This is a genomic window from Pseudoalteromonas sp. GutCa3 (genome assembly GCF_002836155.1).
GTDB classification, from domain to species: domain Bacteria; phylum Pseudomonadota; class Gammaproteobacteria; order Enterobacterales; family Alteromonadaceae; genus Pseudoalteromonas; species Pseudoalteromonas arctica.
Genome location: NZ_PJBK01000076.1, coordinates 1 through 25,923 on the forward strand (window position 1 = coordinate 1; position 25,923 = coordinate 25,923).

The following is a 25,923-nucleotide window of genomic DNA, read 5'->3' on the forward strand; positions in this document are numbered from 1 at the left end:
GTGATTTATTATTCACATTTATAGAAATAAAATTCAGTGTTAAATGTACTTACTTACAGATTATTAAACACCAATACACACTTAACTATCGGGTAAAGCCAAACTTAAACACTATTATGTTTAATGCATAATGAGCTGCCGGGTTTTTTAAGTTAAGTAGCGTTACATGCAGAGTTTAAAGTCGGTGCTAACATAAAGTAAAAGTATAAAATAAAAAGGGATTAGTAATGTTCGATACCGTCGTCAAAAGTGTAAACAACCTTTTATGGGGAGAAAGTCAGGTACTTATTTATATACTTTTGTTTACAGGTATATGGTTTTCGGTACGACTAAAAGCAATTCAAATACTTAAATTTAAACATATGTTTAGCCTTTTAAAAGGCAGTAGCAAATGTAAAAAAGACGACATTTCATCATTCCAAGCGTTGTGTACAGGGCTTTGCGCACGAGTAGGTACCGGTAATTTAGCCGGTGTGGCAGTGGCAATTTCACTTGGTGGAAGCGGCGCTATATTTTGGATGTGGGTAATAGCCATATTGGGTATGGCTACAGGCTTTGCTGAAAGCGTACTTGGGCAAGTATATAAAGTGCGCGATAGTGGCGGCGAATTTAGAGGCGGCCCTGCGTATTATATTCAACAAGGTTTGGGTAGCCGGGCGTTTGCAATTGTGTTTGCCGCGTGTTTATTTTTAGGTTACGGCTTTACGTTTAGCGCAATGCAAACGAACACAATTACCGACGCACTTAACTACGCGTTTGAAGTTCCTACATTTTATTCAGGTCTGGTTATTACCGTACTAGCAGGCTCAATTATACTCGGTGGCTTTAAAGCAATTGCCCGATTTGCAGAGCGTGTTGTGCCAATAATGGGCATTATGTTTGTACTTGCCGCCGTTATTATTACGATTATAAATTTCACGCAAGTACCCGCCATGCTTAAAGATATATTTTTATCGGCGTTTGGTTTACAAGAAGCTGGGGCTGGTGCAATGGGTGCAGCTATTAAAAACGGTATTCAACGTGGTTTATATTCTAATGAGGCCGGTGCAGGTAGTGTGCCGCATGCTTCAGCAAGTGCCAGCCCAATTCCTAATCATCCAGTAACGCAAGGTTACATACAAATGCTAGGCGTATTTTTCGATACAATAGTACTGTGTAGCTGTACCGCTGTGATCATTTTATTAGCCGATATAGACATAAGCGGTGAAATGGAAGGCATTCGTTTAACACAAAGCGCGATGACCGCTCATTTAGCACAAGGTGGTGTTTATTTTGTCGCAGCTGCTATTACCTTATTTGCTTTTACATCGGTGGTGGCAAACTACGCCTATGCAGAGAGTAACTTGCACTTATTTAAACTCGACAACAAAGTAGGGCGCGGCATTTACACTTTGCTTTATTTATCAATGATGTTGTGGGGCGCGTCGGCCACATTAAAAGAAGTCTGGGATTTAGCCGATATTGCCTTAGGGTTAATGACAGTGGTTAACGTTATCGCTATTATACTGTTAACGCCGACTATTTTGTCTGTTACGAGCGATTACCACTCACAAAGAGACAAAGGTTTAGAGCCCGAATTTAAAGTAAAAGATGTAAAAGTACAGGGCAAATGCGAAGACGGCATTTGGGATTAATTCAGCACACTTAACTATAAAAAGCGGTTTTATGGCAACATAAAGTCGCTTTCTATTTTGCATAAATATTCACTCTCAGTGTTATAAAAAAAACTGAAGCAACCAAAATAAAGGCACAATTTTTTAGATGATCGAGATTCACGCAGGGAAAACAGCGGCTAAAATTATTAACGAACAGGGCTTTAAACCTGAACTTTTCACTTCTTTTTTAGGCGCAAGTGGTGGGCCAAAGTGGTTTACATTATTCGGCTTAGATAAATATATTTTTGGTGAATTTTTTAAAAACCGTACCCAACCACTTAATTTAATTGGGTCATCTGCCGGCGCTTTTCGCTCTGCGTGTTTTGCACAAAACGATCCCGTTGCTGCCATTGAGCGATTAGCAAAATCGTATTCGCAAACTAGGTACTCAAGTAATAAACCAACACCAAATGAAATAACAATAAAAGCGCGCACATTACTTGAAGATGTTTTTGGCGATAACGGCGTAACCGAAATTATTAATAACCCAATATTTAAAGCGCACTTTATAGTAGCAAAATCGAATGGCTTTATTGCCAGCGAAAATAAATTAATACAACTACTGGGTTTATCAAAAAGTTATATGTTAAACCGCGTTAACCGAAAATTATTAGGCTCGCAGTATGAGCGTTTTATTTTTGGCGCACCAAACAGCAATTTATCAATAACCGATAGCTATAATTTTAAAACGCAAAACATTTTGCTTACTCAAAATAATTTAAAAGATGCATTACTTGCATCGGGTTCAATACCACTTGTTATGCAAGGCATAAAAAATATTGCAGGCTCGCCGCTGGGTATGTATCGCGACGGCGGAATTATCGATTACCACTTTGATTTAAAAATTAATAACCCAGGCTTAATTTTATATCCGCATTTTAATTCAGAGCCAAAAGCAGGGTGGTTCGATAAAAATTTAAAACGTAAAGTATCACCACTTAATTACGATAACGTAGTGATGATAACCCCATCAAAAGAATTTGTAGCAAACTTACCGTATGGGAAAATCCCAGACAGAAACGACTTTACCGATCTTGATGCAGATACACGTATTAAATATTGGAATACTGTTTTTAGTGAAACTGAGAAATTGGCTAAGGCATTTGACGAGAAATTAAATAACTTTAATTTTGATATTAAACAGTATCCGTAATCTATCATCTATATTAAAGACTAAAAAATTATTTAGTTTTAGAGAAGGTTATATAATTATTGTATGTAAATGTAAATGTAAATGTAAATGTAAATGTAAATGTAAATGTAAAAAGGAAAAAGCATTTACCAGCTTATAGGAATGAATTCAAAGTATCCTGCATAAGCCCAGATAAAAGTACCAATGATCGTAAGAATATAAGTATTGATTAAAGACGTATACTTATTAATTATTATATCGTTATATTGTGTATTTAAAGCAGTCGCTTCATTTTTGCTAATAGGGAGTTGAGTAAGTGATCTATCTATAGCAAATGATGTATGAGCATGATATGTCAGTACATATAGACCATTAAAGTTTTGAAACGGTTCTTTAAGGTCTTCGTTAAAGTTTGGATATAAAGAATGTGTAAATGAGGCTAGTAGTCCGAATACTGTAAGGACTGCACCAAATGAGCCTATGTAATTAATATTAGATGATAAAATCATAAATATAAAATGAACAATAAATAATAAAAAAACAATAAACCAAAATTTAATTGAAGCAAGAACATCTCTTTCGCCGAAAAATTTGAGTAGTCTAATTCTTTTACTTTTATCCATTATTAATCCTTTATTTATTCATATATAAATTATTTTGATTATATCGAAACTTAATTTTTTGAATGATATAAATACAAGTTTTTATTATACTTTAAATACATTGAAGTAAATAAGAAAATCGCAGAATCCCATTTTATTAATATTTTTACTTTACTGCCGGGTATAACTTTTTTATTTACTGCCTTTTAGGTCGACAACAGAAGTTGAAGTGATCAATATATTTTTCGGGATAATATTGTTAGAACTGACAAAAAAGAAGCTTTATTAAACTTAGCAATTGAGAAATCAAAAACTAAAGAAGAAAGTAAAATATGGTCGGATATTGTAAAAAAGATTAGCGCTGCATGTATTGCGGGCATTGTTGCAGCTGCGTGTCTAACTGGTCCAGTAGTGACCCCGCATTTGCGGTATAAGAGATAGCCCATAAATTACGTTATGTTAAATTGAATGGGTTTTAATAAAGCGAGCGTGATTATACAAACCAGCTCGCTTTTAGGAGAGTAATTTGGTGGTTAATTAAGCTCTGAATCAACCCAAAACTTAGTTCCCTTTAATACAGCTTGTAGTGCAAGGCCATTTTCGGTTACAGAATATACAGTAACTTGATCTGCAATCGCTTCGGCAACCAATGCACCGCCTTTATCTTCATATTTTGCTGCTGCATCAGCGTTTCCGCCAAATGCCCAACCATGTTCAATAAATCTGTTTAATGCAGCTTGGTTATGAAAAACCATTACAACGTTAAAATCTTTAACGCCTAAGCCAAGTCCTAAACCGGCTTCGCCCATATTCATGTAAGTCGATTTACCTGTAAGATTATTTCTAACAACACCGTAACCACCGCCAAAGCTAGCAAGCACTACATTTACATTCGCGTTATCGAATACAGCATAACCAGCAGAGTTAGCAATTTGTTTTTTAACATCAGGTTTTTCAGCGTATAATTTATCTAATGTGTTTGCTTTCATACTTTGTACAAGTGAACGTTTTTCGCTTGGCGATGCACTACCTGTAGTAGCACACCCAGTTAACGCAACAGTTAAAGCAAGTACACTTAGTATAATTAGTTTTTTCATAATGTTTTCCTTAATAAGATATAGCAACCAACAACCATAGAATAATCACGGTATTAAAATAATTAGAGCTTTACTATGTCCAATACTAGACAGTATCGGACTTTAACGTTATTCTGTAAGTCTATTATTTAATTGAATATTTATACATTATGCTTGTTGCTTTGGTTGATACGTTAAAACAATTAAGATATCAAATTGCCCATCTAGATGACGGTACTCTCAATTCAGAATACCCAGAACTTGCATCCTTTATACAGGAAATTGGCTTGACTGTAACTGAATCAAAAGCCGATCTGACATTCTTGTATCAGTTTTTATATGTTTATGGCCGAAAATCAGAAGCCACTTATAGTCGTTTTCGAAATGAGCTTGAACGCTTTTATTTATGGTCGTGGTTAATCGCAGAAAAATCAGTATTCGATTTAAAACGTGAAGATATTGAAGCTTACGTTGATTTTATGGTTGAACCCGATAAAGCATGGGCTGCAACTTCAGTGCAATGGCGTTATAAAGATGAACAAGGAATTCGTCGATTAAACCAAAACTGGCGCCCTTTTATGCTTAAAGAATCCATTGCTAGTCAGCAAACTTTATCGTCTATGTTTACAGCATTAAATGTGTTTTATAAGTTTGCCTTACTAGAAGAAAAAACATTTGCTAACTTTGTCCCTGTTGTTAAAAAAAATAGTCCGTACTTAGTTGTTCAATCACAAATTCAAATTCCAGACACATTAAGCGATATTCAATGGGAATACGTTTTTGGTGTAACGCGTGATTTATGCGAACATAACCCTGATTTAGAGCGAAACTTATTTACGCTTGCCTGCTTAAAAGGTCTTTATTTACGAATCTCAGAATTATCTGAGCGCCCACAGTGGTCGCCGGTGATGTCTCATTTTTGGCAAGATAATGATGGTTTCTGGTTTTTACGTATTATGGGCAAAGGTAATAAATTACGAGATGTAACCTTAAGCGATGATTTTGTTGAATATTTAAAACGTTATAGACTATACAGAGGTTTACCTGCCCTTCCCCGTGTTGATGAATCAGATCCCTTGGTTCATAAAATTCGCGGGCAAGGTGGTATGACCGTAAGGCAAATTAGGCGTTTAGTTCAACAAAGTTTTGATTATGCACAGCAATCATTACTTGATGATGGTTTTAAAGATGATGCTGAACAACTTGGCGCTGCAACTGCGCATTGGCTTCGCCATACTGGTGCCACACATGATGCGCAAACCAGACCGCTTAAACATTTGTCAGAAGATTTAGGTCATTCTAAAATTGCGACTACCGATCAAATTTATATTCAAACAAATATTAAAGAGCGAGCAAAGTCAGGACTTAAAAGGAAAATTTAATGGAGTATTTAGTAATAGCATTTATAGGCGGATTATTTTTAATTTATTCTTTAACACTTCGCCAGTTAGAAAAAACAGAAGTAACAGGCCCAATGTTTTTTGTTGTTGGCGGAATATGTTTAGCTTCAATGCTACCCAACGAAGGGCATAAAATAAAAGAAGGCGTTGATCTTTTATTACCATTTATAGAGCTTACGCTAAGTATATTTTTATTTTCTGATGCAGCTAAATCAAAGCTAAGTGTATTAAGGCATAGTTTTCAGTATCCTAGTTTACTGTTGTTTGTTGCCCTACCCTTAACTTTATTACTCGGTATTGCTGTTGCTTTATTTTTCTTTGCTGAGCTTTCACTTATTCAAGCGGCTTTGCTCGCTATTATTTTAACGCCTACCGATGCAGCTTTAAGTAAAGGGCTATTAGCAAGTACACAAGTACCTGAAAAAATACGCGAAGGAATAAATACTGAAAGTGGTTTGAACGATGGATTATGCGTACCTATATTTTTAATATTTATATTACTCGCTAAAAATCCTGATTCAGCTATTACTGCAACACAAACATTAAGTGTGTTTGGCCGAGAGCTTGGCTTGGCTTTATTAATAGCTATTACAAGTATTGTTGTTTTTATACCGAGTTTAAACTTTGCAATGAAACGTCATTACTTTGCACAAAATACCAGTCCATTTTTATTACTCGGTTTTGCAATGGCTGTGTTTTCTGTTACTCAGTATTTTCATGGCAGTGGTTTTATTGCGGTGTTTATTGCAGGCTTATTATTTGATAAATTTTCGACCGAAGAAGTTAGAACAGAATTAATTGAAGACTCAGAGCACATAGCAGATTTCACATCGTTAATGATTTGGTGCTTGTTCGGGTTTGTTTGTGCTTACTTAGTTATTCCTAAATTAAATACTGAAATTATAATTTACGCTTTGTTAAGTACAACATTGATTAGAATAATTCCAGTTATGCTGTCTCTGCAGTTTACGGCATTGAGTATTAAAGAGCGTTTTACATTTGCGTGGTTTGGACCAAGAGGATTAGCATCAATTGTTTTTACATTGATGGTGATTGATACGCAAATAGAAAAAAAATATCAAATAGCGACAATAGCAATGACGACTATTTTGTTTAGTGTATTTATACACGGTATTAGTACTAAACCTATTGCAGATAGTTTTGCCAAAAAATAATTATTTAAACTAGGTAAATTAAGAATACGTATTAAAAAAGGCGTAACGGTTATTTCATTACTGATGAAGTTAATCGTTGCGCCTTTTTGTATTTTATAAAGTTATTTAAGAACCTGTGCTAGTAATTCAATTGGGTGTTTTGGTTTAAATTGTTCAAAACGTTTAACTTGGCTACGACAAGAAAATCCTGTAGATAAAAGTTGCTCTGGTTTATTTTTATCAACAATTGGTTTCCAACTCATTTCGTAAAGTGCACGTGAGTTATCTTGATTTTGTGCTTCGTGTCCATAAGTCCCCGCCATTCCACAGCAACCTGTATTTGTTGTTTTTAATGTTAAACCAATATCATTAAAAATTGTTTGCCATACATTTGCCGCTTTTGGCAGTGCAGTTGTTTCAGTACAGTGACTTAGTAATGTAAATTCGGTGTCTGTATTTTGTTTGGCAGTTAACCCTTTGAATGATTGCGACTCTAACCATTCATGTGCAAGCTGAACATTAAATTCACCACGGTTATTTTCTAAAATTGTATTATATTCATCGCGATAACACATAACGAGTGAGGCATCTAAACCGACTAACGGCGCATTTATATCATTTAATTTATTTAAAAACTCGGCTGCATTTTTAGCTGTAACTTTAAATTCATGCAAAAAACCTTTTACGTGTTGCGGTTTACCATTTGGTTTAAAAGGTAATAGCATTGGTTTTTTACCAAGCTGGGTTATTAAAGTAATAAAACTTTCTACTAGTTCTGCTTCGTAAAAGCTCGTAAATGGGTCTTGTACTATTAATACATATTCACTTTGTTGCTCTGCATTTAATCTATTTAGTAAATCAAAATCGAATTTTTTTGTTTTAGTAACACGCTTTGAAAGTGCTGGAATACTTAACTGTGGTGTATCAACATAGCCAACGGTTTTTTTAATAACATTATTGACTAATGATGTTTTAACAATTGGGTTTATAATTTTTGCAAATTTTGCCATTAATGGCGCGCTATTTTCTATATTGCCAACAAGGTAATCTTTTAACGGGCGCGCATAATAACTATGATAATAATTTAAAAAGCGTGAACGAAAAGTAGGAACATCTACTTTTATTGGGCAGGCAGTTGTACATGCCTTACACGCTAAACATTCATCCATTGACGCTTTTACTTCGTGAGAAAAGTCGTAAAGACCTTTTCGTTTTTCGCGGCTATGAACAAAACGTTCCCACCAGGTAATCACTTCACCTTTATTAAGCTGTTTTTCTACTTCGAGCAAATCTACATTTTTTGACTCTTGCAGACGAAGCCATTCGCGCATTAAACTTGCACGTCCTTTTGGTGAATTACGGCGATCGCCAGTTACTTTATACGATGGGCACATAGGTGAATTTTCATCGTAATTAAAGCATATGCCATTACCATTACAGGTCATTGCATTGTTAAAACTAGTTTTAACTTCTATTGATATTTGCTTATCGAAGTGCGATCTCTTTTGTCCATCCACACTAACTAGTGAGTCTTCACTATCAATAGGAGTGCATATTTTACCGGGGTTAATTCGGTTGTTAGGATCGAATGCTGTTTTTATTTTACGAAGTTGTGTATATAAATGCTCACCAAAAAACTCAGGGCTATATTCACTTCGGTAACCTTTACCGTGTTCGCCCCACATTAAACCACCATACTTAGCGGTTAGTTTTACGACCTGATCTGAAATAGTTCGCAGTAGTTTTTCTTGTTCTGGGTCACACATATCAAGTGCTGGGCGTACGTGTAAAACGCCCGCATCAACATGACCAAACATACCATACTGTAAATTGTGGCTGTCGAGTAATGCTCTAAATTCGACAATATAATCAGCTAAATTTTCAGGTGGTACAGCGGTGTCTTCTGCAAAGGCGAGCGGTTTTTGGCTGCCTTTTACATTACCTAATAAACCCACTGACTTTTTACGCATTGCGTAAATTTTTAGTATATCGCTTTTATCACTGGTTAACTGATAACCAATAACGCCATTAGTTTGATTTATTACACATTCATCTAGAAGCTTACAAAGCGTGTCTACTTTGTCTTTTATATCATCGTTTGATACTGCATTAAACTCGACCATGTTAAGGCCTTGCATATCTTTATTTGGTACGTCGGTTATTAAGTCCGATACTAAATTCCAAATGATATCTTCACGCGCTAAGTTTAAAACTTTACTATCAACGGTTTCTACCGATGTTGCACGTGCATCGACTAAAAATGGTGAATGACGAAGTGCTGAGTCAAAACTATCATACTTAATATTAATAAGCGTTTTAAATTCAGCAATAGGCGTTAGGTTTAATTTTGCTTCAGTTACTATACCTAATGAGCCTTCTGAACCCGTTATTAGTCGGCTCATGTCAAAGGTAAGTAAGTCATCACTTATCACATGCTCTAGGTCGTAGCCGGTTAAAAAACGATTTAACCGTGGAAACTTAGCTAAAATAGCAGCGCGTTCATTAATTGAAATATCTAAAACTGTTTTATATAAACTGCCAATTAATGAGTCTTGATTAGCTATAATTTGTGCTTTGTCGATGTCTATTGGGGAGGTACACATAGGTGTGCCATCAACTAAATACGTTGTTAGCCCTAAAACATGATCGCTCGTTTTACCGTAAACTAACGAGCCTTGCCCCGATGCGTCAGTACTTATCATGCCACCAATAGTTGCCCTGTTACTGGTAGATAAATCAGGTGAGAAGAAAAAACCATAAGGTTTTAAAAAGTCATTAAGTTGATCTTTTATTACGCCGGTTTGAACGCGTACCCAGCCTTCTTCTACATTTATTTCGAGGATTTCGCGCATATAGCGAGACAAATCTACAATAATACCAGGTGTTAACGATTGTCCGTTAGTGCCTGTTCCACCGCCACGAGGACCAAAAGTTAATGATAAAAACGGGTCGCGAGATGCTGTTTGCAATGCGAGCTGAATATCTTTTTCACTTTTTGGAAAAATAACACCTTGCGGTATTTGCTGATACACACTGTTATCGGTTGAAGCGGTAATACGCGTTGCATAACTTGCGTCGGTGTCTCCGGTAAAACCTTGGTTTGCAATGGTATTTAGGTAGTTTGCGACAAGTTCTGTCGCGGCATCTTGCTGTGTAATTGTTGCTATCATGACGGCGATATTTTAGGGCATTTGACTAATTATATCATGGTGATGGCGAATAGAAATTGAAGATTTTACAGTTTGTAACACTCTTTTAGTCGATTTTAATGCAGCTTAAATTATACTCAAGTTAACAAGTAATAAGGTGTATTATATGAAAAAATTACTATTACAGATCAGTGGCGTGTTATTTATTTTGCTAGGATTATTTTTTGCGGTTGTAGCTAGGGCGTGTTGACCTTTGGTTGTTGAATTTGCAGCAGTATGTTTGGTTTTTAGGCAAGGCAGAGCCTATGTAGTGTGGTTACTCCCCATAAATAGGCGATAACGCAGCATAAATACCAAACATGCGCTGCCCAATGGGTTCTTTCTAAGGACGATTAACTCTTTGTTGCTCGGTTTTTACTTAGCCCACTAGGTTACAAACCTCGCGCCGCGATTAAATCGCCCCTAGATTGAACAAATTTCAATCCACAAAGATCAACACGCCCTTAGCCTTCACTTATATTTTTTATGGCGGGTTTATTATGCTTTTCGTTTTACTACCCTAAAGCGCGACATTATTTATCACTTTGTCAAAAGACGTTAACTAAATCATGTGCTTATTTAGATAAAAAATTAGCCCGTTAATTTACTTTTAATTGAGCATAAAAAAATGCCAGCAATACATTGCTGGCATTTTTATAGCCTACATATTTATCACTTTGCTAATTTTTTAGCTAGGTATAACCATGTTTCTATTACTGTATCTGGATTTAGTGAAACAGAGTCAATACCCTGCTCTACTAACCATGCTGCAAAGTCTTCGTGATCTGAAGGACCTTGGCCACAAATACCTACGTACTTTCCTTTTGCTTTAGCTGTTTTAATTGCCATAGAAAGTAGCTTTTTAATTGCAGGGTCACGCTCATCAAATAAATGTGCGATTAAACCAGAATCACGGTCAAGACCAAGCGTTAACTGTGTTAAATCGTTAGAGCCGATAGAAAAACCATCAAACATTTCTAAAAATTCATCTGCAAGTAATGCATTTGAAGGTAGCTCACACATCATGATTACTTTAAGACCATTATCGCCGCGTTTAAGGCCATGTTCTTCTAGTAATTCAATTACGCGTTTGCCTTCTTCAAGGGTACGTACGAATGGGATCATGATTTCTATGTTAGCCATATCCATGTCATTTCTTACGCGTTTTATAGCTTCACATTCTAGTGCAAAACAATCGCGGAAGTCTTCAGAGATATAACGTGCGGCACCACGAAAACCAATCATTGGGTTTTCTTCTTCCGGCTCGTATTGCTGACCGCCAACTAGGTTTGCGTATTCGTTAGATTTAAAATCAGACATACGAACAATTACACGCTCTGGTGCAAATGCACACCCTAGAGTAGAAATACCTTCAACCAGTTTTGTTATGTAAAACTCTACTGGTGATTCGTAACCGGCAATCATGTCAGTAATTTCTGCTTTTAATGCATCTGTTTGAGCATCAAAATTTAATAACGCTTTAGGATGAACGCCAATCATACGGTTGATTATAAATTCAACTCGCGCAAGACCAACACCTGCATGCGGTAAGCGTGCAAAGTCAAATGCACGATCGGGGTTACCCACGTTCATCATAACTTTCATTGGAAGTTCTGGCATTTTATCAACGCGTGACGTTAGTATTTCAAAATCTAAAATACCTTCGTAAATAAAGCCGGTATCGCCTTCGGCGCACGATACAGTGACTTCTTGTCCCGCTTTAATTAAATAAGTTGCGTTACCACACCCTACAACTGCTGGAATACCAAGTTCGCGTGCAATTATTGCCGCGTGACACGTACGTCCACCACGATTTGTAACAATCGCTGCAGCACGTTTCATGATTGGTTCCCAATCAGGGTCGGTCATATCGGTTACTAAAATGTCGCCTACTTGTACCTGATCCATTTCTTTAATTGAATCAAGAACACGAACAACACCGCTACCAATTTTATGACCAATTGCACGGCCTTCAACAACAACGTTGCTTGTACCATTTAATTGAAAGCGTTCCATTACGTTAGAGTCTTCGTTTGAGCGTACAGTTTCTGGACGTGCTTGAACTATATATAGTTTGCCGTCGTTACCGTCTTTTGCCCATTCGATGTCCATAGGACGACCGTAATGCTTTTCGATGATTACAGCTTGCTTGGCAAGTTCTTGCACTTCTTCATCTGTAATCGAAAATTTATTTGAAAGCTCAGGGGCAACATCAACGATGTCTACTTGCTTACCGTGTGCTTTATCTTCTGAGTAAATCATTTGAATGGCTTTAGAACCAATGTTACGACGTACTACTGAAGGTTTATTTTTAAGGAGTGTTGGTTTATGAACATAAAACTCATCAGGGTTAACTGCGCCCTGTACAACCATTTCACCTAAGCCGTAGCTTGATGTAATAAATACAACGTCTTCAAAACCAGACTCTGTATCAATGCTAAACATTACGCCAGATGCTGATTTATCTGAACGTACCATGCGCTGAATACCCGCTGATAGGGCCACACCACGGTGATCGTAACCTTGGTGAACACGATACGAGATTGCACGGTCGTTAAATAATGAAGCAAATACGTGTTTAATAGCGACCATGACTGAATCGATACCAACAACGTTAAGGAAAGTTTCTTGCTGGCCTGCGAATGATGCATCTGGCATATCTTCAGCGGTAGCTGATGAACGTACTGCGAATGATACATCTGCTGCAGTATCGCCATGAAGTTGGCTATATGCGTCGCGAATGGCTTGATCTAGGTTTGGTTGGAATGGTGTGTCGATTATCCATTGGCGGATGTCGGCACCGACTTTAGCGAGTGTATTTACATCATCAACATCGAGTGTATCTAGGATGTTGTGAATTTTTGCTGTGAGTCCTGATTGATCTAAAAACTCATTAAAAGCATCTGCGGTAGTTGCGAAACCACCCGGTACTTGTACACCAGCGTTTGCTAGGTTTGAAATCATTTCGCCAAGTGAAGCGTTTTTACCGCCAACTCGAGGAACATCTTGCATACCAAGCTCTTGATACCAGAGAACGTATTCTTGCACGGATCTTTCTCCAAAAAAAACAAATTGTAGGTCTAACTGTGAGAGTTAAGAAAGAAAACCTTTTATAAAGGTCATCATCATTCTACACTGGCAATAGTCCTCACGTAAACCGTGAGAAACCCATTTTAGGGATTTAAACGCAATAAAAAGGTTAATTATGAGAACTGCTTTTTATATATCAGATGGAACCGCTATTACTTCAGAGGTGTTTGGGCATGCGACTTTGTCGTTGTTTCCTATCGATTTTAATCATAAAACAATTCCATTTGTAGAAACTGAAGAAAAAGCGCACGAAATTAAAGCATTAATTAATGCAACCGCTGCAAAAACAGGCGAAAAGCCATTTGTTTTTTTTACTTTTGTTAATCACAATTTAAGTGAAATTATAAAATCGGCTGATGCAGTCACGTATGACTTTTTAACTACATATAGCGAAAAAATAGAAAAAGAACTTAATGTAGCCCCAGTTCCTAAAATGCATCGTACGCATTCTATCCACGAAAAAAGTTATGATTTTAGAATTGATGCCGTTAATTATGCTCTTATGAATGATGATGGCGGAAATATTAAAAACTTTTCTGAAGCAGACATCATTTTAATTGGCGTTAGTAGAAGTGGTAAAACACCCACAAGCTTATACTTAGCACTGCAGTACGGCATTAAAGCGGCTAACTACCCTATTACAGAAGAAGATTTAGACAATGAAGGTTTGCCTAAGTGTTTAGTCCCTTATAAACATAAGTTATTTGGACTTACGATTGACCCTGAGAGACTTGCGGCTATTAGGCATCGACGTATGGCGAACTCTAAGTATGCTTCAATTAAACAGTGTCGTATTGAGGTTCGCGAAGTGGAAATGTTGTATAAGCGTCATAAAATTGCTTACTTTAATTCTACGCATCATTCTGTTGAAGAAATATCTGCAAAAATATTGATAGAAACAGACTTGGAGCGACGTAAGTACTAACTTACTCATCAAAGAAATAAAAAAACCGCAACTAAGCGGTTTTTTTTGTATCAATAAATATTATTTACGTGCGTCTTTTAGTAAATCAGCTACTAAAAAGCCTAACTCTAATACTTGGTCGGCATTAAGGCGTGGATCACACTGCGTTTTGTAACGCTGTGCTAGGTCATCGTCAGATAAACCGTAAGCACCGCCAGTACACTCTGTAACGTGCTGGCCTGTCATTTCTAGGTGAACACCACCTGCGTATGAACCTTCAGCTTTGTGTACAGCGAAGAACTGACTGATCTCGCGCATAATATTGTCGAAGTTACGTGTTTTGTAACCTGATGTCGCTTTTTCAGTGTTACCGTGCATTGGATCTGAGCTCCAAATTACTTTACGGCCTTCTTGTTGAACTCTTCTTACTAGTGCTGGAAGTTTTTCAGGAAGTATATCTGCACCCATACGCGTAATTAGCGTTAAACGACCAGGAATGTTATCTGGGTTTAATGCATCAATTAAACGAATTAGGTCATCTGGGTCCATACCAGGGCCAACTTTAACACCAATTGGGTTTTTAATGCCTTTGAAAAACTCAATATGTGCATGGTCTAGTTGACGAGTACGTTCACCAATCCAAACAAAGTGAGCAGAACAATCGTACCAATCACCAGATAAGTGGTCGCGACGAGTAAGCGCCTCTTCATAACCAAGTAGTAACGCTTCATGAGAAGTGTATAAATCGGTTTCTTTTAAGCTTGGCGCAATTGTAGAGTTAATTCCGCACACTTCCATAAACTCTAGTGCGTCTTGAATTTTATCAGCAAGTTGTTGGTATTTTTCTTTAAGTGGATTTGCAGCAACAAAGCCCATGTTCCAACGGTTTACCTGGTGAAGATCGGCAAGACCACCTTGTGCAAAAGCACGTAATAAGTTTAACGTAGCGGCACTATGATGGTATGCAGTCATTAAGCGTTGTGGATCGGGTATACGTGCTTCTTCTGTAAACTCGATATTATTAATAATGTCGCCACGGTAAGATGGTAAAGACACGCCATTAATTGTTTCTAAGTCTGCTGAACGAGGTTTAGCGTATTGACCAGCCATGCGCGCTATTTTAACTACAGGGCATTTACCGCCGTAAGTTAATACAACAGCCATCTGTAAGATTGTTTTGAATGTATCGCGAATGTTAGCGGCATTAAAATCGCTAAATGATTCTGCACAGTCACCACCTTGAAGTAAAAAAGCACGCCCTTCGCACACATCTTCAAGTTGTTTGAATAGGCTTCTTGTTTCTTCAGCAAAAACTAAAGGTGGTGCCGTTTTTAATTGGCTTTCTACTGATTTAAGTATTTCTTGATCCGGGTACTGTGGCTGCTGCAGTATTGGCAGCTCTCTCCAGCTATTTGGGTTCCACGATTGCATAATTTTTCCTCATTCCTACATTACCTGATAAGAAGAAATTAACGTATGCAGGCCCCTATGTTCAAGGACTAAATTCACTATTTTCCAATTATTTAGTTATGAGTTAAGTATAATAGTAATCTTACTTAACCTAGGTGGTTATATAACATACACTTTAGTTTTATTTCGAAGAAACTAAAGTGTTTAAATACATGAGTTTAGAGCTAACTATTTACAATTTTAACGCATTGAGAATAAATAGTACATAAGGGTATGTTATACGTAATTTAGATAGGAACACATCATACTTAAATAGCTGCTTCTGTAATCTTAACTTTACGCGGGCAATTAATTAAAAGCTATCAAGTGCTATGTGCAGAGCTTAATGTATGATATGAGCGTTTGTGGTAATCATTTATCTGCGCTTTAAATCCTAGACGCATAGTCTTGTATAGCACTCGTATGCAGAACTATATTCACAAGTGCCACAACTTAAAGGCGTGGTAGGCCATTAAGTTTTCTCTTCAAAGTGATAGTGCTAATTTACAATTCATCATGATTAAAGCCCCTACTGCTAGAAGTACCTTTAAAGAGGAACTGATATCAAAAAGCATTTGTAGTCATTGTAACCTTTAGCCTGTCACCATACTGCCAACACGGTGTAATATGAGTCAGTAATTATAAATAATAATGAATGCTAAGACGGTTAGATAAATATATGAAATTATATAACTCCGCTTAATTCATTTTTCTAAACTTAGTTTTACCACCTACTACTTAGATAATCTAGCACTTGGCGTATTAGTCTTTTTATATACGACAAAGTAAATACTCCAATGTCATATGAATTAGTAAGGAGTTTCAATCTTTCTTCATTTATATATTCTCACCTTAAAGAACACATCATACTTATTTTAATTATTATGTTACTATAAGCTCCGAGTACTATTTGTTATTTATTTAGACAAAGCTAAGTGCATGTAATAATATAAGGCTAGTAAGATGTGTTCTTTGAGGTGTGTAATGGTAACTAAGGTACAAATTAGAAGTCAGTTTGATTTAATGAACGAATTAACTTTGAGGTTGATTGAAGAACTAAAAGAGTGTGAATTCTCCAAAGCGGAATATTATCAATTACCAGATGTAAGTAGTTTCGATGAGAGTAAAGTTCCAGAATCTATACTTGTTTCTAAAATCACTGGAGTACCTGCTCAAAAAGCAATCCTAAACTCTTTTTCAGACATGTATAAAAAATCAGGATTAAGCAGTCGTGTTTTAAAAAGGCACCCTGGTTTGCTCGTTATTAAAAATGCAGATAAACAAGCTTTAAATAATCGTATAGCTCAAGTAAATAAAGCTAAAGCTACGTTTAAAGAATGTATTTTAGCTATTGATAGCAACGATGCTCGATTTGAAGCAGTTCACAATGCTATACCAAATTTAATAACGCTTGCCGCATATCGTAAAATTCATAGTGAAAGCGAATCGCCATTTTCGGTTAGGTTTACTTGGATGCACAAACACGCAACTAAAACGCTGACTAAAAAAATGGCTCTCGAAATGCTCGACAAATCGGCCAGTTATCGAAATCCAAGAATGATAGATCAACAAAAATGGCAATCACTTGTAGCTCAAGAACAATTACGGGTTGCTAGTTTAGGCGAAAAGGAAAAACTTAGAATTCGCCGCCCTACTCGAGTGAGTCCACAGGTAAATGTGAGATACACAGCGCAAAATCGCTATCATGTGAGTGCTGCATTACCCTTTATTCTGATTAATCCAGAACCAGACGTAAAATTAGGTATATTACCTGATTATCAAAAACCCGAAACTCACCCTCGTAAGCGCGAGTATGATTTTTTGGTTGATAGGTTATATTTAGAACAGGTTGAGCGGTAGTCATTATGTTAAAAAGGCCACATAGTGTGGCCTTTTTAGTTATGCGTACAGTATTTAAAATAACGGTTATTATTTTTCTACTATTTCTTCAATTTTATCTTCATCAATCAGCACGGCATTTTCAACAATGCGTTTACCGCCTTGGATTTCAATGCGTTTATTGTGTTTGTTCAATGTAAGTATTTCATCGCAAAACTGATCAGACGGGTGCATTTCGTATGTGTAATCGATAATGTTACCGGTTTTGTCATCTTTAACGTTTGTAATGCTGTATTCTGATATTGCACCTTTTTCAATCAAATCTTTCATTGTGGTGGTCATATCACGACGAAGTGCTTTTAATTTATTTTCGGTAATATCATCAGTTGAATAAATAGATCCGTATTTTTCCATAATAGAAAGTAATCTAAAATGGTACGTTTTACCTGGTGCTGCATAACGCCAAAGGTGATACAAACGAAGCATCATCCAACGCGATAATCCACGTTTTAATTCTTGAGCGCTATTAAAGTAATACCCTTTGTATTCAAGGTTATCAATCATGTTATGAACAAATGCATTTAAACAGGCAACACATTTTACATTGCCACCCTGACCTTTTTTGCCACTAAAATGCAGTGACGATAAAAAGTTCATGTTTGACTCGTAAAACGAATCATCTATATCAGAATTTTTAGTATCTGTTGCCGAATATTTAAATGAAAGTTTAGAACCTTGCAATGCTTCAAGTGACTCTTTTATTGCAGGATATGGCATTGACTGCCCTACCGCTTTGAGTTCTTGTGCTAATTCGTTCATAGAAAAAACAACCGCGTATTGAATACCGGATTTAAAATTAATTTTAACTATTTTGCCTTTAGAAGCTAAACGAATAAGTGCTCGCTCTACTTTTTCTTCTCTATCTGATGGCCAAACAAGGTATTCAACATCTTCGCCATCTTTGCGTGTACTTACAACAGCTGGCGTTATTTTTATTTCGCCATCGTACAAAATACCATCTACTTTTTCAGATATTTTACGCGTAATAATTGTTTTTTTAGGCGCTTCTTCAAGTGGCAATTTTTTATAGCCCGAGCGAACAAAGCGTCCCCACAAATCATAGTGATTAAACGTGTTTGAATATGCACGTAATCCATGTGCTGCGTTTTCAATAGAAATTCGCACGTCTTTGTTGTCTGTAAATAGTGCTAAACTTTCGTTATCTATTGCACTTTCCACCCCGTGGATTTGGCCCCTAAGTGTATCGGGCAAGTTATCTACCGAGATGTTGACCTTTCGGCTCATTGTTCTTATTTCCATTTTTATTGCGACAGCTAATAACAACACATTAAGCAACAAAAGTTAAATGTTTAAGTTAGTATAAAAGTGATCTGACTTTAAATAAAACGTTTGGATCACTATTATACTAAGTGATGTACATTACTTACGATTTCAGATCATATTTATACTAAGTGGACTATCACAAATCTAATTTTTACTAACTCAGCTGTTATTTTGTCCATTACAATGGCTTAATTTTAAAATTAAGCACGACAAATACACCAAAAAATATATTCCCCTGTGGATAAAGCCTTATCGAGTTAGAATAGATCTGATCTGTACCAAGTACAGATCAGATCTATACTAATTAAAAGCGTATTTTGATGTTGCGACTAGTGCATAACTTTATAATTTACTTAGTAAAAAACTGATCTGCAGGGCTCTTTTTGTTCATAACTTCATGCGTAACCTGTGCATAACTCTATATTTAAAATAGACCTTAGTAAAAAGCTGATCCGCAGGTAGATAAAGATCTGATCTTAACCAAGTATAAACCTGATCTGCTTTTTTAAACATTATTCATATAAATCATAATGTTATGTGCTGATTTTACACCCTTAACCTTTATTACCTTATATATTTAACCACCTTTAAACTTCTTTATTTATACTAAGCAATATTAAAGGTGTAAAAATATTTTTAGATGTCTTGTTTTTAAAATGCATGTCGTCTTAAATAGTTGTTTACAGCTATTTGAATGGACATTATACTAACTGCCTAACTTTGAGGAAGAAAGTATGTCTATCAACAATAACGCATTAAGTACCTATCGGCTTTTGAAAGCCACAGCTGAAGTTGCTGAAAAATCATTACAAGGACGTATTCAGCACTACCGTGCCCATCTTAAATCAGAAGAAAAAGAATTAAGAACGTATACACAAAAAGCAGCTGCTGATTTATTAGGTTGTAATAATCGTACTTTAAAAAGACGTCATGATAATGGCGACTTCGATGATTTAAACATAAAACGCGGTGCTAACGGTCACTATGCTTACACATTAGTAAATATTTTTGCTATGGCCGATATTATGGACATTAAACCAGACCATCGTACTGGTGATGACAAACTGCAAGTTATTGTAATTAATTCTCTCAAAGGCGGCTGCGGTAAAACTACCAGTATGGTTAATATAGCGGCAGCGCTTGCAACTACAAATATTAAACGTTATCGCATTGGTATTATAGATTTAGACCCACAAGGCTCTTCTTCAAGCTTTTTTCCTTCAAGTGAGCACGACCCGATTACTGTTGGTGATTTAATGCGTGATTGCATAGATTTAGACGAGGGTGAAACATGGCCTGAATTTGTGTCTAACTCATTTTTACCAACGCATATCCCAAATATTCGTGTATTACCATCGGGTATGGATGACTTTTACTTTGAGCACGAAACGGCAACATTGCTCAAAGATACCTCAAATTATGAGCAAACTCGCCATTACCACAAGTTACTTGAGAAAGTAATTGACCCCGTTAAAGACGAGTTTGATATTATCTTAATTGACACCGCACCTACCCTTAACTTTATGTTTTATAATGCATTAATGGCCTCTACTGCGATGCTTATTCCTGTTCATCCAGAAGCTGTAGATTTTGATGCTAATAACAAATATTTAAAACGACTAGGTGAGATTTACCATACAGTTGCAGCACTTGGCCATGAGGGCTGGGACTTTATGCAATTTTTAGTGACCAACTATGTGAAAGGTAATCACTCACAGCGCGATATCGTTAAAGATGTTCGTAGTGCATTTGGCCGCCAAGTAATGAGCTACCCAATCAATCACAGCTCCGCGATTACGGCTAGTTCATCGTCTTTCAACACTATTTTTGATCAAAAAGCATCAGACAGCTTAGCAAGTCGCGAGTCATTGATGCGCGCTCAAGAAAATATTAAAGATGTGGTCGATGAGCTAGAAATGCTTATTCGTTCAAATTGGCAGTCAACTCAATCAACACTCAATACACCTAAGTAAGGATGTTAAATAAAAATGGCTAAAAAACGTAAAAATGACACCCGCTTAGATCCATTTGCAACTGCTGTAGGCAGCAGTAGTCTTGATGCATTACTAGAACAAGCGAATGCTGGCGATGTAATTAGAATGCCTGCACCGAGCGACCCTGCTCGTCAAATTACGCTTGTTTGTAAAGTGATCGCACATGCTGATATTGAATCTACCACTGGTGTATATGGCAAAAATCGTCGTGTACAGGCACTTCTAAACGAAAAGTCAGTATCAGACATTCTTCCTGCAATTCGTGAAGATGGCCGAAATCAACATCCTGCGCTACTTTGGGATCAAGGTGACAAAAGTTTAGTTCTGGCAGGTTCACGTCGTCGTATGGCCTGTATTTTAGGTAACGCAGATTATTTAGTACTTAGTTCAAGCGATTTTACTGATCAAGATGCAAAAATTTTAGCTGTATCTTCAGATCAATACATTGCTCCTAGTTTATGGGAGCTTGGCCAAGCTTACCAACAAACTAAAAATGAGCTTATTGAGCAAGGTAAAAAAGGATCTTACAGAGAGATTGCCGCGATAGAAGGTGTATCGCATACTGCAATTGCAGATGCCATTAAAGCTTATGAGCAAATTCCTGCTGATGTCATTGCGCTTTACCCTACTGCTAATCACGTAGGTCGCGAAGTCGCTAAAAAGCTTGTTAGCGCAAAGGAGCGAGACGAAGAGGCGTTTAATCAACTTGTTAGTGCCCTTGCTAGTGATGATGAGTTAAATGCGATTACAAGCGACGACAAGCGTGCAATGGCGATCACCAAATGCCTAACTGCTGAGCCACAAGTAGCTGTTAAGCGCGAAGCTGTACTAGAAAATAACTTTATATCGGTACAACGCAATTTAAAAAGCGGTGATGTCTCTATCAAAATTGATAATAAAGTGATGACAGACAAGCGCTTAGAGCAATTAACTAAGTTATTAAGTGCCTTTAATTAGTTAGTTAAATAATGATCTGTCAGGCATATTTACTTAGTTAAATAGTGATCTGGCAGATTGTTTTGTTAGTAAAAATCTGATCTTTACTAGCCTATTTCCTCTTTAAATAATCATATTCCTTCTTCAAGATCACTTTTTTACTAACTAATATCCTCTTTTTAGCTACATTCCTTCATTTATTATTATTGTTAGTAAAATCGTGATCTGTAATGCCTACTTTTATGTTTCTAACTATATGTAACTTCTACCATTGCAGTTGTTTTAAATATTATTTTGTAAAATTGGATGCTTATTTTTACTTACAAACCGATTTTTTACTAAGTTATCAGCTCCAACCAGTTTATATCTTGTTAATAGTGCTTTAGCTCAGAGCACATAAGGCATATACTGGCAGGATTATTTTTAAAATTTAATGCTTAGAGTGACATGTCTGCTAACTTATCAAAAAATGATTTAATGGCTATTTTTGAAGAAATTAAAAATGAGCAGGCTACCCAGTTTCCTCTGTCTGAACGCTTTATTAAAAAACTTTTCCGTGAAAATGTTTTAGATAAAGGCAAAGAATATTACAAGAAAGGTCAAATCACTTGGCTAGAACACACCCCTAATTTTTCTGTAGTCGACTCTACTGTACAAGTGGATAATGGATCATCGTTTAACCAACGTATTGAGATCAGTAAAGTACCAACTGGCTATTCTGTTGATACGCATTGTACGTGTAATGCAAAAACTAAATGCCGACACTTAGCTGCTATTTTATTTAAGCTCAAAATAGAGCACTCTGGTGAATATGGCGAAGATTATTTTATTAATGACTGGTTTAGCGAATTAAGCGCACTTAAAAGTGGTGATCAAAACACGCCATCGCAAGTATTATTATTTGTATTAGATATTGAAAATAACAAAGTATTCTTAACACCTAAAATAGCGAATGTTGAGACTAAAAAGAATTACACGCTAGGTCGAAACCTGACTGAGCAGCAGTTAAATAGTTTTGTAACGCCGAGTGACTTACTCGAAAGTGATTTTAGATTATTTAGTTGGATACGCTCACAAAATGCAGTGGGAAGTATTGAGCTAAAAGGCCAGTGGGGTTTTAGTGCCTTACAACAGTTGATAGCTACAGAACGCCTGTTTTTCCAGCGTTCTCGAGTGCCAATTAAGGCGCAATCGGGCCAAGCATTAAGTTTTAGTTGGGAGCAAGATAAAGATCTCTCACAATTAGTTATTAAGCTTGAGCAAACACAAAACTGGGCTTTATTAAAAACAACACCACCTACTTACCTCGATTTAGATCATTTAAAAGCGGGCCGTCTTCGCACCCCATTGAGTGCAGACGAAATAGCACATTTACAAACTATGCCTGCTTTGCATGACGCTAACTTTGATAGAATATACAAGCAGCTTGCCGATAACTTTGGTGCAGGTGTAATACCCCACCCTACTAATTTACAGCCAACATTGCCTAAAATCTCTAGTAATGCTGTTTTAAAAGTAACTATGGGCGATCAAGGTTTATCTCTTTCGTTGTTATTTAAGTATAAAAATAAAAACTATTTAGCAGGTGCTGCACCTGCAAGTACGATTAATAGTGCATTTGAAAATACTGTAACTAACGAGCTAATTAACTTAGGATTTGAATTTTGTAAAGGGGGTTTACAAAGTGAACTGGTATTTACAAAGCAGTCTTCAATCCATTTGCATTGGCTAATATACGAAGTATTCCCTGGCTTTAAGCAACGCGGTTGGCAAGTAAGTGTAAGTAAAGTAACGAGTCCTAATCCGCAGTGTGAAGTTAGTTTACATGTACACCGCGCAGCAGGGCATCAAATGCACTGCAAAGTATTGCTATGTGATGCTAAGGCATCGCTGTTGTTTACTAATACTGACCCGCTATATCAGTCATTAAATCGCCAAAGTGAACTATTTTACTACTATCCGCTTGGTCGTGAATTTGGGGTTATTAATAAGTCAGCAATTAACTTATTAAATGAATTTAAAGAGCGTTTTGAATTTGTAAAAACACGAGACGAATTTAATATTCCGCTTTCGTATTTACCTGAATTAGTAAAGCACACTGCTATAAACGTAGAGCTTCACGACGACTCATTAGAGCTATACTTACAAGAGCTAAATAGTCCCGATAAAGCAATTACTAAGGTTTCATTACATGGCTTAAATGACTCAGTAACACTTCGTGAGTACCAACAGCAAGGTGTTGACTGGCTTAGCTTTTTAAAACGTCACCAATTAGGTGGTATTTTAGCTGATGACATGGGCCTGGGTAAAACCTTGCAAGTTATTGCATTTTTAGCCAGTACATTTAACCGCCCGCAAGCGGGCCCTACACTTATAGTGTGTCCAACTAGTTTGGTGAGTAACTGGAAAAACGAAATTATTAAGTTTGCTAAAAGCTTAAAAGTCACCACTATTTTTGGTTCAAACCGTAACGATCCTTTACAGCACTTAGCGCAAGCGCAGTGTATACTTACTACATATCCACTTTTAAAGCGTGATATTGCATATTATTCGCCATTATATTTTGAAAATATAATCCTCGACGAAGCACAATACATTAAAAACGATACCGCACAGGTTTCGCGATTAGTTAAACGCTTAAATGCCGACTTTAAACTTTGTTTAAGTGGTACTCCAATCGAGAATAATTTACTTGAGCTTAAATCGTTACTCGATTTTGCTATGCCATCGTTACTTGGGTCTCAAGCCCACTTTAAGCAGCACTTTCAAACGCCTATTGAGCGTGAAGCTGATATGGAGAGAGCTGAGCAGTTAAAAGCGTTAATTATGCCTTTTATAATGCGCCGCACTAAAGCACAAGTAGCGCAAGAGCTGCCTGAAAAAACAGAGCTAACTAAAGAGTTTGAGTTTGAGCCTAAGCAAAAAGAAATGTATCAAGGTATTACACGTTCATTAGAAGAGAAGCTAATAGACTTATTTGCCGAACAAGGCGCACAAAAAAGTAAACTTGCATTTTTAGAGGCACTTTTAAAGTTAAGGCAAATTTGTTGCCACCCTAAATTAATAGATCCAGACACTCAAGCAGGCTCAGCTAAGCTTGAATGGTTAACAACACACTTACCGCTTATGTTAAGTCTCGGTCGTAAAATTATTATATTTAGTCAGTTCACATCGGCACTTGATTTAATAGCCCAACGCCTTGAAGAAATAAACATTAACTTTAGTATGCTTACGGGCCAAACGCGCCACCGAGATAAAGTAATCGACGAGTTTACCAGTGGTAAAACATCTGTGTTTTTAATTAGCTTAAAAGCCGGCGGTACAGGCCTTAACCTTACACAAGCCGATACAGTTATTCACTTTGATCCATGGTGGAACCCTGCTGTAGAAAAGCAAGCGACTGATAGAGCTTACCGTATTGGCCAAACTAACCCTGTATTTGTGTATAAGCTCATAATGAGTAATTCAATAGAGCAAAAAGTATTTAAAATGCAACAAGATAAACAAGCCCTTGTAGATGCGTTATTTACTGATAAATCAATGAGCTTTACAAAGTTTGATGAACAACAAATGTTATCGCTAATTAAAAACTAAATTGATTTAAAAAGTTTTGATCTTTTTATGAACTTAATTAAAAAGCGGACGTCTACTATTATGCTTGTTGGTTAATTGCAGTTAGCACAAGCATCATGTTGATTCCCCATTTAGTTACTAATTTTAGTAATGATTAAGCCAGCCCATTTTGAGTTGGCTTTTTTTATGCCTAAAATTTAGCGTTCGGCACTTATTTTAAAAGTTTTTACTTTTTTATGAACTTAATTAAAAAACGGACGTCTACTATTATGCTTGTTGATTAATTGCAGTTAATACAAGTTTTCATGTTGATTCCCCCCATTTAGTTACTAATTTTAGTAATGATTGAGCCAGCCCATTTTGAGTTGGCTTTTTTTATGTCCAAAATTTAGTGTGCAGTACTTATTTTAAAAGTTTTTACTTTTTTATGAACTTAATTAAAAAAGTGGCGTCTATTATTACGCTTGTTGATTAATTGCAGTTAATACAAGTTTTCATGTTGATTCCCCCCATTTAGTTACTAATTTTAGTAATGATTGAGCCAGCCCATTTTGAGTTGGCTTTTTTTATGTCCAAAATTTAGCATT

Annotated in this window: 16 protein-coding genes; 10 read left to right on the forward strand and 6 right to left on the reverse strand. The window is 36.5% G+C overall.

What is annotated here, in order from left to right:
- The first annotated feature begins 227 nt into the window (after positions 1-227).
- Positions 228-1,634 (forward strand): alanine/glycine:cation symporter family protein, encoded by a 1,407-nt coding sequence (locus tag CXF64_RS13435; RefSeq protein WP_101217259.1) that lies wholly within the window; start codon positions 228-230, stop codon positions 1,632-1,634.
- Positions 1,635-1,761: 127 nt separating this feature from the next.
- Complete coding sequence (locus tag CXF64_RS13440; RefSeq protein WP_101217260.1) at positions 1,762-2,808, forward strand: patatin-like phospholipase family protein; 1,047 nt, start codon at positions 1,762-1,764, stop codon at positions 2,806-2,808.
- A 125-nt stretch (positions 2,809-2,933) separates the two neighbouring features.
- Here the strand turns inward: CXF64_RS13440 and CXF64_RS13445 are convergent, their stop codons facing one another.
- Positions 2,934-3,410, reverse strand: a complete 477-nt coding sequence (locus CXF64_RS13445; RefSeq protein WP_024594024.1) for a hypothetical protein — start codon at positions 3,408-3,410, stop codon at positions 2,934-2,936.
- A gap of 276 nt (positions 3,411-3,686) precedes the next feature.
- Between CXF64_RS13445 and CXF64_RS21110 the strand changes: the two genes are divergently transcribed.
- Positions 3,687-3,830, forward strand: a complete 144-nt coding sequence (locus CXF64_RS21110) for a DUF3693 domain-containing protein (RefSeq protein ID WP_442960162.1) — start codon at positions 3,687-3,689, stop codon at positions 3,828-3,830.
- 92 nt (positions 3,831-3,922) lie between these two features.
- Here CXF64_RS21110 and CXF64_RS13450 read toward each other — a convergent pair whose 3' ends face one another.
- Positions 3,923-4,486: a YSC84-related protein gene (locus CXF64_RS13450; RefSeq protein WP_007583197.1), complete on the reverse strand. Its 564-nt coding sequence runs from the start codon at positions 4,484-4,486 to the stop codon at positions 3,923-3,925.
- 149 nt (positions 4,487-4,635) lie between these two features.
- Here CXF64_RS13450 and CXF64_RS13455 point away from each other — a divergent pair, with 149 nt between their 5' ends.
- Positions 4,636-5,847 (forward strand): tyrosine-type recombinase/integrase, encoded by a 1,212-nt coding sequence (locus tag CXF64_RS13455; RefSeq protein WP_007583195.1) that lies wholly within the window; start codon positions 4,636-4,638, stop codon positions 5,845-5,847.
- On the forward strand, positions 5,847-7,040 hold the full coding sequence (locus CXF64_RS13460) for a cation:proton antiporter (protein WP_101217261.1): 1,194 nt from the start codon (positions 5,847-5,849) through the stop codon (positions 7,038-7,040). Before CXF64_RS13455 ends, CXF64_RS13460 begins: the two co-directional genes overlap by 1 nt.
- A gap of 101 nt (positions 7,041-7,141) precedes the next feature.
- Here CXF64_RS13460 and ydiJ read toward each other — a convergent pair whose 3' ends face one another.
- Together ydiJ and ppsA are read right to left on the reverse strand one after the other, a co-directional pair.
- On the reverse strand, positions 7,142-10,189 hold the full coding sequence (gene ydiJ, locus CXF64_RS13465; RefSeq protein ID WP_101217262.1) for a D-2-hydroxyglutarate dehydrogenase YdiJ: 3,048 nt from the start codon (positions 10,187-10,189) through the stop codon (positions 7,142-7,144).
- Positions 10,190-10,879: 690 nt separating this feature from the next.
- Positions 10,880-13,255, reverse strand: a complete 2,376-nt coding sequence (ppsA, locus tag CXF64_RS13470) for a phosphoenolpyruvate synthase (protein ID WP_101217263.1) — start codon at positions 13,253-13,255, stop codon at positions 10,880-10,882.
- Positions 13,256-13,412: 157 nt separating this feature from the next.
- On the opposite strand from ppsA, the gene ppsR reads away from it, so the two are divergent.
- Complete coding sequence (gene ppsR / locus CXF64_RS13475; RefSeq protein ID WP_007583184.1) at positions 13,413-14,222, forward strand: posphoenolpyruvate synthetase regulatory kinase/phosphorylase PpsR; 810 nt, start codon at positions 13,413-13,415, stop codon at positions 14,220-14,222.
- Positions 14,223-14,282: 60 nt separating this feature from the next.
- Here the strand turns inward: ppsR and CXF64_RS13480 are convergent, their stop codons facing one another.
- Positions 14,283-15,632 (reverse strand): class II 3-deoxy-7-phosphoheptulonate synthase, encoded by a 1,350-nt coding sequence (locus CXF64_RS13480; protein ID WP_008167282.1) that lies wholly within the window; start codon positions 15,630-15,632, stop codon positions 14,283-14,285.
- Positions 15,633-16,634: 1,002 nt separating this feature from the next.
- Between CXF64_RS13480 and CXF64_RS13485 the strand changes: the two genes are divergently transcribed.
- Positions 16,635-17,510, forward strand: a complete 876-nt coding sequence (locus CXF64_RS13485) for a DNA replication terminus site-binding protein (protein ID WP_101217264.1) — start codon at positions 16,635-16,637, stop codon at positions 17,508-17,510.
- 69 nt (positions 17,511-17,579) lie between these two features.
- Here CXF64_RS13485 and CXF64_RS13490 read toward each other — a convergent pair whose 3' ends face one another.
- Positions 17,580-18,794, reverse strand: a complete 1,215-nt coding sequence (locus tag CXF64_RS13490) for a hypothetical protein (RefSeq protein ID WP_024591590.1) — start codon at positions 18,792-18,794, stop codon at positions 17,580-17,582.
- A 773-nt stretch (positions 18,795-19,567) separates the two neighbouring features.
- Between CXF64_RS13490 and CXF64_RS13495 the strand changes: the two genes are divergently transcribed.
- The 3 genes from CXF64_RS13495 to CXF64_RS13505 all read left to right on the forward strand — a co-directional run bounded on the left by CXF64_RS13495 (position 19,568) and on the right by CXF64_RS13505 (position 25,357).
- A complete protein-coding gene (locus CXF64_RS13495; protein ID WP_101217265.1) occupies positions 19,568-20,806 on the forward strand; it encodes an AAA family ATPase in 1,239 nt (412 codons plus the stop codon).
- A 15-nt stretch (positions 20,807-20,821) separates the two neighbouring features.
- Positions 20,822-21,784 (forward strand): transcriptional regulator, encoded by a 963-nt coding sequence (locus CXF64_RS13500; protein ID WP_101217266.1) that lies wholly within the window; start codon positions 20,822-20,824, stop codon positions 21,782-21,784.
- Positions 21,785-22,210: 426 nt separating this feature from the next.
- On the forward strand, positions 22,211-25,357 hold the full coding sequence (locus tag CXF64_RS13505; RefSeq protein ID WP_010552907.1) for a DEAD/DEAH box helicase: 3,147 nt from the start codon (positions 22,211-22,213) through the stop codon (positions 25,355-25,357).
- The last annotated feature ends 566 nt before the right edge of the window (positions 25,358-25,923 follow it).